Raw genomic sequence first — 15,394 nt, 5'->3', positions numbered from 1 at the left:
AGTTAAGCTGCAACATGCTGTTTCATCTCCTCAAGAATTTCTTTAGTAAAATGGATAATGTAGAACTTGACACCAAGCCGCTGTTTTCTCAGATCATTACTTTTCTTCTGCATCTTTGTTGTTTTCTTCTTGCGTTTCTTACTATCTTGCTTATCATCAACAATTAAGCCATTCTCTTTTAGTTCTCTAACCTTTACCGTAATCGGCTGTCCATAGAGAGAAGCTTTTATATCTGCATCGTCATCTACTTCAATCAAATTTGCTTCCTCCATATCGTTTTCTTCTTCCTCGATAACCTCGAATTCCTCAACTGTATCGTCATACTCGCCAACTTCGGCATCTAATACCCCGATATGGGCTAGACCTCCTAAGATTTCACGACGGTACTTTTGAGTTTGGATGCGACCTCTCGAATTGAGTACTGCCTGTAGTGCGATTCCAGTAAAGCCGACTGCAATTGTTCCCTCAGGAATTCCCTTTTCTTCATCAAGAATTACCCCGAGATGCCTTTTACTATCAAAATCCTTATTAGACTGGAGTGCAAACTGTGATTCGTTCAAAATAAACTCCCTTGCAACCGACTTTGCATGCCCCAACGATACTTGATCATCCCATTCGAGGGACTTGATGCGACTCCTTGAAACCTCAACTTTCGGAAGTGGAAGTTCTCCATCATTGTATTTGTCATAAAGCTCATCAAGGTGTTGAGCTAACGCGCCATAAATGTTTCCATCAGCAGAACCTATCAAGTTCAACTTTTTGAGAACTTGTTTCTCATTTGTCTTAAAGACACTATATAAGAAGATGACTCGTCCGCCTGTCAGATTACCAATTACCTCAACATAAAAAGTGTTTTGACCAACTTCTTTACACCAGTCTAAGAACAATTTTACTTCGAATCTCTTTAAGGCTTTCTCACGTGTTTCGTTAACTTTTCCATCAATATACTTTCTTGCATCCATTGTTTCCTTTGTTACATTTTTCGCCTTCTCGTTTTGAGTTGTCATAATCTTGCCCTCCTACGGCTGTTTTGCTTTAGTTTGCTTGATTGTTTACACTTGTGGGGCGCACACCTCTTGAATACACTGTTCCATCTCCACCCAATTGATGTTCAACTCAATTTAGGGGGAATCATCAGTGAGTGAGGCGGATTAATTCAGTTTTCAAAAGAGCGATTTTTGCTGACTGCTTATATTGGTAGTTCTGCTACCTCTTGAATTTAAGTATCAACTCCCCCATTTGATGTTCAGATCCCCTAGGTCTCGAGTTTTTACTACTGTTCAATTTTCAAGGAGCATTTTGTTTTGCTTGATTGCCTTCACTTGTTTTGTCTGCTACCTCTTGAATTTGAGTTTCAACTCACCCCTGCAAAGCTTCATGTCCTGATATGGGTGTTCATATCTTGCTTAAGGAAGGATGATTTCTGGATGTGGGGATGGGATGGTTACTGGTCGGGTGGGTGGGTGAGAAGGGCGAGTCAGAATACGTAGGAGGAAAATAAATAAACTCAACTCTGAACGAGTTGAGTTATGGTTGGTTTTGTTGATGTTAAATGTTTGTTTATATTTGAGCGGTTCTCTGCCTACTACTATCTTTTAGATCAGCGATAATGTGCTGAAATTGATCTTGGTTTAATAATTATTCTCAAGCTGCTTAGATAAGCAGTAAAAGTCGTAGTTCTCTTTCACCGCTAGATATATGACTCAATACACAAGAAGAAGCTCACAATTTTCATACCAGCTTCATATACCCTACTTAATCGAAATATTCTGTTGATAAATCACTGTACTTACGAAAGATGGCAATGACCTCCGAATGCGGAGTTAGACTCGAAATGTCGATACGTCCAAAGACCTCCTTTATTTCTAAGATCACTACCTCTAAAGGCAAGTTTTTTGACCTAAAGAATTCCTCAATCTCACTAAACATTTGTTCGATTAATTCAAGTGCCGGCTCTGGGAACTGCCAAGGTTGAATATCATAAAATCCTACTGACGGATCAATAGAAGGTTGGAGCGGAACCGACCAAGTGAAACGATTGTAAAGGCTTAGTTCGGATAGTTTAGGCATGAAAGAACCCCCCAAGAAAAAGTTATAAGTATTCTAACTTGGAAGTCTTAAATACACCAGTTTTATCAATCCACCTTCTAAGTGTTGACTCAACACTCCTATTCCCTCCCATTAAGTTTCCTATTAGCCGATGCAATGCGGTTGTCTTCACAATTATCACACATTGTTATCCACCAAAATCCAATCCTACGATGCTGCCCCTGACCCCCACAGTCATAACAAACGCTAAGGGATAGTTCCTCATATTTATGAGCAAGTTCATAGAGCTCATCTAACCCGCCATAGAAATAAACCTTCAATACCCCGAACCTTTCTTTAATTTGAACGATTTCTAAATCAACTTCCCGTCCTTTTACTCGGTAAACAACTTCGATTTCTGAAAACAAATTCTCTATTAAATCATACCAACCATCCCCAATAGAAAAACCATACTTACTCCATAGGCTTTCTCTCCCTGAAATAGGTCTTGCCCAAGGAAAGTGACTTAACAGTTGTTCCTGAAGTTCTGCTTTCATATTTATCACCCACCTCGATTAGATTTTTACAAGAATATAAACCTGACCACTGATATATATTTTATGATCGTTACGTTCTGGAAGTAGGGCATTCTGTAGTAACCACATTGACATAATAACTCATTCAACCACTTTCAACTGGTCATATTATCTGCATCAAAGAACGGAGTTTAGCTATGAAAATCCAAGTGTATATAACCGGAGATAAACCTGAGGAATTCTATCTAGAAGCGATCAAGGAGTATGAGAAGCGTTTGGGTCGTTATTGTAGTATCACTACAAGTTCTTTAAAACTGCTGGTTGATTGATAAAAGCTGTTTCAGATAAAGACTACAAAGTAGCCGTGTCCTTTAAAGGCACACTACTTTGTCTTCTGAAGAACTTGCAGAGAAAATTAATCAACTGGGTTTAAAGGGTATCAGTGAGCTAACCATCATAATCGGAACCCCTTACGGGGGCTGCGATGAGCATTTAACGATGAGCAACATGGAGATGAATGTCTGGTTAAAGACATCATCTTCTTTGAACAAATCTACAGAGCTCACCGTTTAATCAATCATCCCTACCACAAATAAAGGTGATCCCTCTTGGAGATCACCTTTGTTCTTTTATATTCAGGCTTTACGGCTAAGGCAATTCTCTCATCCATAATTAAAGTAAAGCGAATTTGGCCTCTTAGATCGGAGATAAAAGTTTTTGTTTAGGTGTTCCCGATTATTTGTCAACACGGTATGTTGACACTACGCACTCAACATGCACCGTATGCGGGAACATATCCACCGGAGTTACCTCCACTGTCTTATACCCGCCATCCTCGAGCACCCGCAAGTCCCTTGCCAGTGTCGACGGATTACACGATACATACACCACACGCTCCGGCTTCATCGCTAGAATCGTCTCCAAAAGTCGCGGATCGCAGCCCTTACGCGGAGGATCGACCACGATAACATCTGCCGTAACCCCCTGCTCTTTCCAGTTAGGGATTACATCCTCAGATGCACCTACCTCAAACACTACATTATCCATACCATTCAAAGTGGCGTTCGCCCGTGCATCCTCAATCGCTTCACGTACGATCTCTACACCATAGACCTGTTTAGCATGCTGTGCAAGGAACAATGAAATCGTACCGATCCCACAATAAGCATCTATAACAGTCTCGTTACCCGTAAGCCCAGCATATTCCACCGTCTTACCATAGAGGACCTCGGTTTGTGCCGGGTTAACCTGATAAAAAGAACGGGCAGAAATCGCGAATTTCACATCGCCGATATAATCGTAAATAACATCGTTCCCCCAAAGAGTACGGGTTGTATCTCCAAAGATTACGTTCGTCTGCTTAGTATTCACGTTCTGGCAGATGCTTGTTACGGCTGGGATTTCGCGGCGAATCTCTGCTATCCATTCGTCAACATTCGGAATACGGTCACCGTTCGTAACAAGGACAACCATCATCTCACCAGTACGGAAAGCTACCTTTACTACGACATGACGCAGTAAGCCTTTGCCAGATTCTTCGTCGTAAGCAGTAATGCGAAGCTTGCGTCCGATATCTTTCACCTTGCGTACAACGTCATCATTATCTTCATGCTGAATTAAGCATGTTTCCATATCGATGATGCGGTGACTGCCGCGCGCGTAGAAACCACCCACAAGTCCGCCTTCCGTTACGCCAATTGGCACCTGAGCTTTGTTGCGGTACCGCCAAGGCTCGTCCATGCCCAGTGTTGGGCGGACGAGAATGCCCTCTGTCTGAGCCGCCTCAGCGTCCCCGACAGCAGCCACACCGCTCACCCGGAGCTTCCCAATCCGCTCCAGGTTGTCCACCACCAGCTGCCGTTTCCACGCCAGCTGCGCGGTGTAGTCCATATGCTGCAGCTGGCAGCCGCCGCATTGGTCATAGATCTCGCAAGGCGCCGCAATGCGGGCGCTGCTCGCCTCTACTAAATTCAGCAGCTTGGCGTAGCCATACTGCTTCTTAGTCTTGAGCACCTTTGCCCGGACCTTCTCCCCGGGAAGGGCTCCCTGCACAAAAAGGGTAAAGCCTTCAACGCGGCCTACCCCTTCACCTTCATGGGTCATGCCGATGATATCGAGCATAACCTCATCATTTTTATTCACAGGCAGTCCGGCGACAGGCGCCTTGCCGACTGGGCGGCTGGTGCTGCGTCCACTGCGGTGTTTACTCATTATTTATTGTTCACTTCTTTCATTATCATCGCTGTATAAACCCAATTAAATGTCTTCGATCATTATCATCGCTGTAATCTCACAGTGTCTTCGATCAAAGATCATCGCTATATATACCTAAAATATCTGTCCATGGACCCTTAGTTATTCTCAGCAAAAATTCGCAAATGCTGTGGCAAAATCCGGAATCGCCCTGGCAGTTCTCCGCCTAGCTCGCCGTCCAAATTCAATTGGACATGCCCTGGAGAGATTACATCCATCGCATCCGTACGGAAGTATATAACCTTCTTATCGTTCAAATGCTCGCCGCGAAGGGCTAATCTGACCAAACGGACAAACTCCGCTAGGTTGCATTTTTTAACCGCAATAACATCTAACAGACCATCATCGATACGAGCGCCGGGAGCAAGCTTTTCAAAGCCACCAACAGAATTCGTGTTAGCAATCAGGAACAGCATGAACTCATCATGAATGACTTCTTGACCATTAGCACGAATGATTAGTTCCTGAGGAGAGAGGCTGACCATTTTTTCAATACCTTTTAAATAGTACGCAAGCTGCCCTATCATGGTCTTCAGCTTACTAGGAACTTCATAGGTCAGTTCGGTTAGACTACCGCCGCCTGCAATATTAATAAAATAACGGTCATTTGCCTTACCGATATCAATCGGACGTGTCTCTTGGCGAATGATCAGATCACAGGAATCTTCCCAGTTCTTTGGGATCCCCATTGCACGTGCAAAATCATTGGTAGTACCGAGCGGCAAAACGCCGAGTGGGGGAAGATTAGGCTTCTCCGCCATACCATTAATAACCTCATTTAAAGTGCCATCGCCACCGGCTGCTATGATCAAATCATAACCGCGTTCTACTGCATCTGCAGCAGCTAACATAGCATCGCCTTCTCCGGTTGTTGCATGGCAGGAGGCCTCAATGCCACCCATATCCAGCCGGTCCAAAATATCGGCGAGCCGCTTCTTCATCTCTTCCCGTCCAGAAGTGGGATTATAAATCAATCTCGCAGTTTTCATTACCGGAACGCCACCTGTTTTTATAATAGAATAACCTAATTGATTATACCTAATTCGGACCACTACAATCAATGTTAAAGGCCCTTTCATGCAAATATTCCATTATACAGCAATTCATGACACTTCATCTGACAAAAAAATATATTTATATGTATATGCAACATATCCCGTATTATCCACGGATGTGGGCACTATTTTTCATGATTAAGTGTGTTCAGGGTGAGTTGCTTTATCATTTACTTCGAATCTGTTCGAGGAGTGTCTCTACCTGTCTCTCAATCCAATGCGGAAGAAGAGGGTGCGGAAGAAGCGTTTGACCAGAATACTTATAGGTTAACCCTTTAAGTCTATTCGGAACCACATGCTTAGTGAAATAGCCTTCACTCAAAAAAAGCGGTGCCACCAGCACCTCGTGACCCTGCTCCTGCCAATACTCCACTTTGCTTCGTACACTGTCCGGACTCAGCAGACCATAGTCGGCCGCCGCTACACCACTTACCTCACGTACACGCTCCGCCAGCGAAGATATCCCCTGCTGCCAGCGTTGCCGGAAGCCATCATAGATGCTGCCATGACCCACGAGTAGAATTGTTTCACGCGCTGGTTCCGTAGACAGCACACGTAACTTGTCCCAGATCATTACAGCGATGTCCGGGTCATCGTCGATAGGATAACCATAGTGAACTCTAGCCTTCACTGAGAACAGTGCTAAATCCGTCTCACGTTCAGGCTCAGGTTTGGCGCCTAGTGCATATTCTATCTCATCGACATGTGTGCTTCCCGAGGAAACGAACAATGGGATCACAATAATATCTGTGATCCCTGCATGTTCCAGCTCATTTATTCCATCTTGAATCAGACGGTCCTCTACCAGCTCTAAAAAAGAGACCACCACAGGAATCTTTTCACCTAGCGATAATCCACTTACGGCTTCCTCCACGATCGACACCCAAGCCTCGTCGCGAGAGCCATGACTGATAATAAGTACGCCCGGTACCATAAATTAGCGTCCCAAACGTTCCAATGTTAATTTATATCCATCATTGCCGTAGTTCAGGCAACGTTTCACACGGGAAATCGTAGCTGTGCTTGCACCCGTCTCTGCTTCGATCTGGTTGTAAGTCGAACCTTTGCCGAGCATACGCGCTACTTCCAGTCGCTGCGACAGCGATTGAATCTCGTTCACAGTGCACAGATCATCAAAGAATACGTAACATTCTTCCATATTTTTCAATGTTAAAATAGCTTCAAATAATTGGTCGATACTTTTATCGTTTAGCTTCTTCAGCTGCATAAGATTATCATCCCCTAATGTGTCTTTCTTGCTCTACTATATTGCACTGGAGCGCATTTTTCAAGCATTAACGATTTCACGCTGTAAAGAGTGAAATCGATGGACAAACGTCCACCCCTGGCGCACACTAATTATGTACTAAACTATTTTCATTTCTTCCTACATAAGAAATAGCACCTACCCTATAGTACTACATAAGCGCCGAAAATCAAGCATGTACACGCTTTTTTCACTTCTTTAGGACGATTATAGGCATTCGCCCTTTTCCGCTCCTATCCCGAGAACCCGGGCATTCGTCTATACCGTATGTTCGCCCATGACATACAGTATAGCAAACCACTAACAAAGGAATGTGATATTATGCCTGATCATTACTATAATCATTCCCGCCGGAATCAGCGTTCGCTGAGCGATTCGTATAATGCCTCTGCCTATCCCGGCCTCAGTCCATACGCGCCTTCATCCCTCCCAGCAGATAGCGGAATCCTTCCCGCTTTAGGAGCAGAAGCTGCCGCTGAAACGGCGCTAGCGCTTCCTGCTGCCGAAGCCACAACGAAAGCTAGCGGCGGACTTGCCGGACTACTAAGCGGCTTAGGCGGTTTAGGAGGCGGTGGCGGAATTGGTGGGAATATGGACCAAATAAAAGGCATTATCGACCGAATGGGCGGCATTGACGGGATCGTAAACTCCATGGGTAAAGTACAGAAGGTGATGTCCGGCTTCCAGCAGATGGCTCCAATGGTTAAACTCTTCATGGGTAGCTTCGGCAAAGGAAAAGGAGCAGCAGGCGCCCTGGCAGCCGAAGAGGATGCCGCACTGTTCAGCCCGAGTCGACGCAAAAAAAGACGCTCTACTTCTCAACGTCGCAAATCGTCCACAACCACACGCCGGCGCTCAACTCCCTCTACTGGAAAACGTCGCCGCAAATAGCGGTGACGTTTTCTGGTGTGCCTACGGCCATTGCCGGATAGGTACTATAATCTGACAAACAGCATTTCTCAGGGGAAGAGACTTGCTGTATCGTTTCTTTTATCTTTACTTAAACCATCCACTTCGCCGGAACCATCTGAACATACCAACGCCCACCACCAGCATAAACAGCAGAACGCCAAAATACCCATACTTCCATTCAAGTTCAGGCATCACTACAAAGTTCATTCCATAGATTCCGGCAATCAGCGTCAGCGGCATAAATACGGTGGTGATTACAGTTAGTGTTTTCATGATCGAATTCATCCGGTTAGAATTAAGGGAAATGTAGCTATCACGTAAATCGGCGGTCATTTCTCGATCAGCCTCAATCATATCGGACAGTTTTAACAAGTGATCGTAGATATCGCCAAAATAAATCCGTTCCTCGCCGTTACTCTGGACATGCTGCGAATTCACAATCCGGTACATCAAATCACGCATCGGCACAATCGTCCGCCGCATTTTGAGCAGCCTTCCGCGCAAGCCAAACACTTGGCTCATTAAATCCTCCACTGACTCACTGCCGCCACTGCTCTCCAGATCCGCAAGCTCGTCCTCTAAACTGTAGAGGCATGGAAAATACTTATCTACCAGCTTGTCCATGACTGTATATGCAGCCGCCATCGGTCCGCCCGACCAGCCTTTACGACTATGTATTTCACGCTTCACCTGCTCCCAGGCTTCATTCATCTCTGTTTTTTCCTGATGATGATAGGATACGAGGTAATTTGCGCTCAAAAAAAGGTCAATCTCTTCAGCATCCAGCGTCTCTTCGTTCAGCGCATGCAGCACAAAAAACTGCACTTCCTCATAATGATCCAGCTTCGGCCGCTGCAACACATGCATACAATCCTCTATCGCCAACGGATGAAAATGGAAATAGTGATCCAGCAGCAGCGTCTCATCCACCGTAGGTGTAGCAAAGTCTGCCCATATCCATGCGTAATCCTCTCGCCGTATATCCTGCAGAGGTATGTCTGTCAGCACCTCACCTGTATGCGTCACCGCAAGTGTACGTATCATAAATGTTCCTCCGCTTCATCTTCTTCCACGCATCTATTGTACCGCAAGAAGTGGAGTCTTCCAAAAACATCGAAAAACAAAGTTAAGTTAGTTGTCACCGAACTTAATCAAATCATAGCGATTGATTTGTTTAATAATTAGTTTGTTTCAATTCTAACCCGCCGACTAGATTCGACAGATGCATAAAAAGCTACGCCAGACATCCGCTCATAAGCACCTTATCCCATTTTTATACACTTTTCATCTGGATAAGCTCGACTCTGCAAATCTGGGACATTTATGCACCTCTTTCTGCTCATTCGACGCTATTCCGCCAATTCTGGTGCATTTATGTACCTCTTTCCGCTCATTCGACGCTATTCCGCCAATTTTGGTACATTTATGTACCTCTTTCTGCTCATTCGACGCTATTCCACCAATTAAGGTGCATTTATACACCTCTTTCCGCTCCTTCAACGCTATTTCGCCAATTATGGTGCATTTATGTACCTCTTTCCGCTTCTCCAACGCTATTTCGCCAATTATGGTGCATTTATACACCTCTTTCTGCTCATTCGACGCTATTTCGCCAATTCAGGTGCATTTAAACACCTCTTTCCGCTCCTTCGACGCTATTTCGCCAATTATGGTGCATTTATGTACCTCTTTCTGCTCATTCGACGCTATTCCGCCAATTCAGGTGTATTTATGTACCTCTTTCTGCCCATTTAACGCTATTTCACCAATTAAGGTGCATTTATGTACCTCTTTCCGCCCATTCGACGCTATTCCGCCAATTATGGTGCATTTATGTACCTCTTTCCGCTCATTCGGCGCTATTTCGCCAATTCCCATACTTCTACGAGATTAATACCTTTCTCCTCTTGGAGGAGGAAAAGTCGAACGCTGGAGCTAGAGAGTCTACCTGTCTGTCTACCTGCCTTTCTTTCTTTCTTTCTTTCCATCCTTCCGTCCAGCCAGCCTTCATTCCTTCGTTCCATCCATCTATCCATCTGTGCAGCCTTCCTTCCTTCCTTCCTTCCTTCCTTCCTTCCTTCCTTCCTTCCTTCCTTCCTTCCTTCTTCCCACCACCCCACACAACAAAAAAAGATGTCCGCAGCCAAAGGCTAACTGACATCTTTTTATTAAAGGGATTTAAAAAATGATTTTGAAAATCAGACCGGCTAATACCGCACTGATAGGAATCGTGATAAACCAAGTCACTACAATACGTCCGGCTACTCCCCATTTCACTGCAGAGAAGCGTTTTGCGGAGCCAACACCCAAGATGGCTGAAGTGATCGCATGTGTCGAGCTGACTGGCAAATGCAGCAGTGTTGCCGAGAAAATAACGGAAGCCGCGGAAATATCAGCCGCGAAGCCGTTGATCGGCTCGATTTTGAAAATCTTCGTACCCATGGTCTTAATAATCTTCCAACCACCAATGGAGGTACCGAGTGCCATAGCCGTAGCCGCAGCAATCTTAACCCATAGAGGGATTACATCCATAGTCTCTTGGCGTCCCGAAGTTACGAGAGCAAAGGTGATGATCCCCATCGCCTTCTGCGCATCATTCGTACCATGAGTAAACGACTGTAATGCCGCCGTCACAACCTGCATGGAACGGAAGCCCTTATTAACCGTATGTGGACTACGCTTTGCAAAAATCCATTTCAGGACTGTCATGATGATATAACCGATAACAAATGCAATAATTGGCGAGAAGATCAAGCCCTCGACAATTTCCACAAACCCGCCCCAGTTAATATGTGACGAACCTGCTCCAACATATACTGCACCAGCCAAAGCGCCGATCAGTGCATGAGAGGAAGAGGATGGAATTCCGAGCCACCAGGTAATCAAATTCCAAATTATCGCAGCAATCAATGTGGCTATTATGATATCCAGACCATTTTCCAGTAACGTGGGGTCTGTGATGCTTCCACCAATTTTCTTGGCCACACCTGTAAACATCAAAGCTCCGACAAAGTTCATCAGTGCCGCCATAATAATAGCTGTTCGAGGTTTTAACGCACGTGTAGAGACAGAGGTAGCAATTGCGTTGGCCGTATCATGGAAACCATTAATAAAGTCAAACGCAAGCGCGAGAAATATAACAATTCCAAGAATCCATATCGATGTTTCCATATTCTAGTACCCCTTATGAGTTGCGCATGATGATCGATTCCAACATGTTGGCTACATCTTCACATTTATCTGTAGTGGTCTCGAGTCGCTCATATAATTCCTTGCGCTTAATCAGCTCAATCGGGTCCTTAACGGTTTCAAATAGAGCTTTGGTACAAATACGAAGGACTTCATCCCCTTGATTCTCAAGGTCATTCAGACGGATCGTATATTCACGAATAGCCAGCAGCTTCTTCTGGGAGAGCAAATGAACCGCTTTTTGGATTTCATAAGCACACTGACGAAGGATTTCGGCAAATTGTACAATGTATTCATCCGGGTCAAGAAGGTTGTACATATAGAAACGTGAGGCAGATGCCTCCAAGCCATCAATGACATCATCCATGCTTGTAATCAAGTCCATAATGTCGTCACGCTCAAGTGGCGTAATGAACGTCTTGTTCAATTCCTTAATTACGGTGTGCGTGTAAGTATCACATTGGGATTCGTACTTCTTCATCTCTGCAGCGAAACTATCGACATTATTCCGGAGATCAGTGATATTCTGAGCAAAATAATCTGCAGCTTGGACAATGGTATCCGCCATATTTTCCAGCGTCTCAAAGAATATGTCCTTTTTTCTCAACTTCATTGTTTTAAACCCCTTTACATAATATTACCGTGAGTACAGAGTCACCCATATGTAAAAAGCATGAAAATGAATGACAACCCTTGTTATCTTAACATATCCGTAGAAGGTATAGAAGCTATAGAAATGAACTTTTTTACACTCTATTAACACTTACCCATAATTCCGAACACAAATCTGTATAACACTGGATATTCCGACTTTCTTAGGTTGCACTATCTGCTCCACCGTATACCACATGACTGCTAAATGTAGGCGCATTAGGGACCACCAAAATATGGGTGATTCCAGGATACATCAACGTCTCTTTACCATCCTTCACAAACCGAATGACATCACCTGGTTCACGTGACCATCTGCCCTTCGTAACCTGTCCCCTCTGAAAAAGTAGCGCTTCCCCGCCTAACTCCACATCAACTTGAAGTCTTCCCACATCATCAAGCACTTTATGATCGGATCCCATCACCATCACATTTGCAGCTTCTACCGGCTTATTGTTATTCAAATCCAAATGCGGTTTGCCATTCACGTAACGCTGATAGGTCTGAAGCTGAGTATCATATTTATAGTCAATTTTATAGCTTTTTAGTAAGAAGTTTACGCTAAACTCAGCGGCTTGCTCTCCGCCTGTCGGTATGTAATCTGGAGTGTTAAAAAGATACCCCGGCACCTTCACACTTGTTTCATAACCAAGCTTCTCGGCGCCTTCCCGCAGCTTCGCTGCGTTACTGTACAGATTATGAGGGGCTTTACGTGTTTTGTCCCGCCAGAAATAAGCTCCGGCACGACCGATCTCATCCATATCCGCCTTTTTCTCTTTTTGCAAAATGGCATAAGCCGCAGGACTCCCTCCGGCATGCACCGTCACACCACCGTAGCTCTCTCCAATATCGAGCAGATAGGGACGGATACTGCGAATCGGGCCGATTTTCACCACTCCAGTATGACTTTGAAAAATACCAATCAACCGCGTAATGCCACCTTCAGCAAGGATTTCATATAAAATATCTGCTTCGCTCACCCCCGACTGCGGCCGGGCCGCTGGAGCATTATTTATCATAACGGCTAAGGGGCGTGGGAGACTGTCTTCAGAAACCGGCAGACCTGTTAATCCGGATATGAGTTCAGCAGAGGGATCAGCAGTAGGTGTTGGCTGGATCGTTTCAATAGGTGCGGGATCTGAGGTAGGTTGCTGTGTCGGGGCAATTACATTATTTGCACTCTCTGTTCCGCAAGCGGAGAGCAATAGGGTACTCAGTACAATGGCAGATAACAGACGGGAAGAAGAGCAGTTTACTTTCATAAGCTTGTAGTTCCTCCTAAACATTTTATGTATCTTAACTGGTTTCTTCCATTTAATCACAGCCAGTCCCATTTGTCTTGATCCGCTTGCATTAAAAAAGGCACAGCCGATTTCCGGCTGCACCCTGCATGTATCTTATCCGTTTAGTCTAGCTTCCAGCAATTAAGGCTTAATGTCCCATATTGATACGCTTGAAATATCCGCTCTGCCTTCCTGCTGCCATCCGCTGTTCCCATCGCATAAAAGAGAGGTGCAAAATGCTCTCTTCCGTAAGATGGAACCGCATCTCGAACATGTGGAGCTTTTTTCTCATAAGCAAACAGTGAAGGCAAATCCCAAGATTCTAAACCCTTGGCAATCCACGCATCGAATTCAAGCGCCCACTCTTCAGGCTGATCACTTTCATTTAGCATCCGCAAATTGTGAACAAGTCCACCGCTGCCTATCAGCAGTATGCCTTCGTCACGCAGAGGGGCTAACATCCGCCCGATATTGTACTGTTCCTTCGGAGAACGTAGTGAATCGACGGATAAAGCGACTACCGGAATATCGGCTTTCGGAAACATTTTTTTCAGTATTACCCAGACTCCGTGATCGAGTCCTCGCCCCAGAACGGGCTGATGTGAAAGATTGTTACCCTTAAAGAGCTCGGAAATCCGCTTGGTCAGAGCTGGATCACCCGGGGCTGGATAGGTCAGTGTGTACATTTCTTCAGGGAATCCGTAGAAGTCATGTTGAGTCTCGTGCTTCTCATCAATGGTGAGTAGCTGTTCCGGGCTATCCCAGTGCGCTGAGAATACTACTATACCCCGTGGTGCTTCTAGTTCTTGACCAAGCCGCTCCAGAAAACGGGTATACTCGTTATCCTCCAGTGCGAGGAGCGGAGAACCGTGCGCGATAAAAAATGACGGTAATTTCATAGGATGCCAACCTCCATAACCCAGTATATGGTGTGCATCTTTATTTTACCGCTTATTTCAAGTTATTGCGAGTAAAGTCCATCACCTATATCATCCAATTTTGCCACTCTGTCTGCACATGCTCCTGCTCGTTCATCCACTCTCTTGTCCGCTTAAGCAGTTGTTGCTGTGCTGGCCCGGAAGAAAAGGTATGATCCCCTTGAAAAATGATCTCTTTATCGCAACGCCCCTCAGGGCGCGTCCAGAATAATTTCTGATAAAGGAAAGCATAATCCACGGGGATGACATCGTCAGAAGTACCATGAATGACGAGTACATCACCGCTGAATTTACTTGCCTCTTGGAAAGGCTGAAAAGCCGCCAAAGAATTAAAATATACCGGTGTGAACGAGTAGCCCACATAATCCGCAGATCCATTCTTCACCGATCGATCATACGCCTCCCGGCCTACGATCTTCACAATATCATTGAAGGGGTAACCCACAGAGGCCCACAGCACGAGATTCTTCACACGGCGATCCCGAATACTTGTCAAAAGCGCAACCGCCCCACCCAGACTGTGGCCAATGAGCGTCACACGCTGTGGATCCACATCGGCAGAGCTGATTCCGTAATCGAGCACCGCTCTAGTCTGAGCGATCATCGACTCCATATCCTCGCCGCCGTAATTACCGCTGCTCTCGCCGCAGCCCGCATAATCAAATCGAATGACCATATATCCGTCTTGCGCCAGCTCACGAGCCGCTTTGACAAAGATCCGATCCACCCCAATCCGATTACCTACAAATCCATGGCAAATTACGGCTAATGGTAATCTGTCCTTGCAACGTGTGGAAGTTCCCTTCTCTTTACTCGGATAATGGATGCTCGCTGTCAATTCTTCGCCGTTATGCCGAATTACAATATTCCGTTCCATTGCCGTAACCTCCTATATTTAAAAGTTATTTTAATTTATTAGAATTCCGATTAACTTAGTGTGAATTATATCCTTATTATAAAGATTTCGCTCATATTGTCAACAGGAACGGGACAATTCCTAATCAAATGAGGCGTTTATTGAACATTGGTCAGCACGACAAACAGAGTATTCCGTAAGTCATGATCATGACTCCGGAACACACGCTTAGTTTTCCCCCTCTTGATCTAAACACTAGCCTTGGTTGATTTAGATATCTTGTATGCGGATAAGCCACACCTTGGAGGGTTGGGGTTGGGGTTGGGGTTGGGGTTGGGGTTGGGGTTGGGGTTGGGGTTGGGGTTGGGGTTGGGGTTGGTATAATTCCGGGTTCCGGTGTTCCAACGCCCCAACGCTACACATTTT

Annotated in this window: 17 protein-coding genes; 3 read left to right on the top strand and 14 right to left on the bottom strand. The window is 45.1% G+C overall.

Translation table 11 applies throughout. The features are described from left to right. Nucleotides 1–2: 2 nt before the first annotated feature. The 3 genes from ACN6MV_RS03410 to ACN6MV_RS03400 all read right to left on the bottom strand — a co-directional run bounded on the left by ACN6MV_RS03410 (nt 3) and on the right by ACN6MV_RS03400 (nt 2,585). A complete protein-coding gene (locus ACN6MV_RS03410; protein WP_419885679.1) occupies nt 3–1,007 on the bottom strand; it encodes a hypothetical protein in 1,005 nt (334 codons plus the stop codon). A 748-nt stretch (nt 1,008–1,755) separates the two neighbouring features. Beyond that, entirely contained in the window at nt 1,756–2,070 is a 315-nt protein-coding gene (locus tag ACN6MV_RS03405; protein WP_419885678.1) for a hypothetical protein, read from the bottom strand. A gap of 98 nt (nt 2,071–2,168) precedes the next feature. Further along, nucleotides 2,169–2,585: a hypothetical protein gene (locus ACN6MV_RS03400; RefSeq protein WP_419885677.1), complete on the bottom strand. Its 417-nt coding sequence runs from the start codon at nt 2,583–2,585 to the stop codon at nt 2,169–2,171. A gap of 176 nt (nt 2,586–2,761) precedes the next feature. Between ACN6MV_RS03400 and ACN6MV_RS03395 the strand changes: the two genes are divergently transcribed. Both ACN6MV_RS03395 and ACN6MV_RS03390 read left to right on the top strand, forming a co-directional pair. Continuing rightward, nucleotides 2,762–2,893 (top strand): hypothetical protein, encoded by a 132-nt coding sequence (locus ACN6MV_RS03395; RefSeq protein WP_419885676.1) that lies wholly within the window; start codon nt 2,762–2,764, stop codon nt 2,891–2,893. A gap of 58 nt (nt 2,894–2,951) precedes the next feature. Then, the gene (locus ACN6MV_RS03390; RefSeq protein WP_419885675.1) at nt 2,952–3,137 is read left to right on the top strand and encodes a hypothetical protein; all 186 of its coding nucleotides are present in this window, start codon (nt 2,952–2,954) and stop codon (nt 3,135–3,137) included. A 162-nt stretch (nt 3,138–3,299) separates the two neighbouring features. Here ACN6MV_RS03390 and rlmD read toward each other — a convergent pair whose 3' ends face one another. From rlmD to ACN6MV_RS03370, 4 genes are all read right to left on the bottom strand, one after another. Continuing rightward, nucleotides 3,300–4,775: a 23S rRNA (uracil(1939)-C(5))-methyltransferase RlmD gene (rlmD, locus tag ACN6MV_RS03385; protein ID WP_419885674.1), complete on the bottom strand. Its 1,476-nt coding sequence runs from the start codon at nt 4,773–4,775 to the stop codon at nt 3,300–3,302. Between the two features lie 140 nt (nt 4,776–4,915). After that, nucleotides 4,916–5,806 (bottom strand): diacylglycerol kinase, encoded by an 891-nt coding sequence (locus ACN6MV_RS03380; RefSeq protein ID WP_042124069.1) that lies wholly within the window; start codon nt 5,804–5,806, stop codon nt 4,916–4,918. A 232-nt stretch (nt 5,807–6,038) separates the two neighbouring features. Then, entirely contained in the window at nt 6,039–6,806 is a 768-nt protein-coding gene (locus tag ACN6MV_RS03375) for a sirohydrochlorin chelatase (protein ID WP_339289137.1), read from the bottom strand. Between the two features lie 3 nt (nt 6,807–6,809). Next, nucleotides 6,810–7,100: a YerC/YecD family TrpR-related protein gene (locus tag ACN6MV_RS03370; protein WP_019913624.1), complete on the bottom strand. Its 291-nt coding sequence runs from the start codon at nt 7,098–7,100 to the stop codon at nt 6,810–6,812. 360 nt (nt 7,101–7,460) lie between these two features. Here ACN6MV_RS03370 and ACN6MV_RS03365 point away from each other — a divergent pair, with 360 nt between their 5' ends. Further along, entirely contained in the window at nt 7,461–8,030 is a 570-nt protein-coding gene (locus tag ACN6MV_RS03365) for a hypothetical protein (RefSeq protein ID WP_076120156.1), read from the top strand. 105 nt (nt 8,031–8,135) lie between these two features. Here the strand turns inward: ACN6MV_RS03365 and corA are convergent, their stop codons facing one another. The 7 genes from corA to ACN6MV_RS03330 all read right to left on the bottom strand — a co-directional run bounded on the left by corA (nt 8,136) and on the right by ACN6MV_RS03330 (nt 14,989). After that, the gene (corA, locus tag ACN6MV_RS03360) at nt 8,136–9,095 is read right to left on the bottom strand and encodes a magnesium/cobalt transporter CorA (RefSeq protein ID WP_419885673.1); all 960 of its coding nucleotides are present in this window, start codon (nt 9,093–9,095) and stop codon (nt 8,136–8,138) included. Between the two features lie 815 nt (nt 9,096–9,910). Next, nucleotides 9,911–10,198, bottom strand: coding sequence for a hypothetical protein (locus tag ACN6MV_RS03355; protein ID WP_419885672.1), 288 nt, complete (start codon nt 10,196–10,198; stop codon nt 9,911–9,913). 31 nt (nt 10,199–10,229) lie between these two features. After that, complete coding sequence (locus ACN6MV_RS03350) at nt 10,230–11,222, bottom strand: inorganic phosphate transporter (protein ID WP_076300202.1); 993 nt, start codon at nt 11,220–11,222, stop codon at nt 10,230–10,232. Between the two features lie 13 nt (nt 11,223–11,235). Then, nucleotides 11,236–11,853, bottom strand: a complete 618-nt coding sequence (locus tag ACN6MV_RS03345; RefSeq protein WP_042124056.1) for a DUF47 domain-containing protein — start codon at nt 11,851–11,853, stop codon at nt 11,236–11,238. Between the two features lie 202 nt (nt 11,854–12,055). Beyond that, a complete protein-coding gene (locus ACN6MV_RS03340; RefSeq protein ID WP_419885671.1) occupies nt 12,056–13,153 on the bottom strand; it encodes a DUF3048 domain-containing protein in 1,098 nt (365 codons plus the stop codon). 143 nt (nt 13,154–13,296) lie between these two features. Continuing rightward, entirely contained in the window at nt 13,297–14,073 is a 777-nt protein-coding gene (locus ACN6MV_RS03335; RefSeq protein WP_042124054.1) for a DODA-type extradiol aromatic ring-opening family dioxygenase, read from the bottom strand. A gap of 85 nt (nt 14,074–14,158) precedes the next feature. Further along, a complete protein-coding gene (locus tag ACN6MV_RS03330) occupies nt 14,159–14,989 on the bottom strand; it encodes an alpha/beta hydrolase family protein (RefSeq protein WP_042124053.1) in 831 nt (276 codons plus the stop codon). Between the last annotated feature and the right edge of the window lie 405 nt (nt 14,990–15,394).

Origin of the sequence: Paenibacillus sp. B-A-8, from assembly GCF_048572915.1 — a bacterium.
Lineage (GTDB): Bacteria > Bacillota > Bacilli > Paenibacillales > Paenibacillaceae > Paenibacillus_AQ.
The sequence above is the reverse complement of the archived record's forward strand: the minus strand, read 5'-3'. Positions and strand labels throughout refer to the sequence as shown.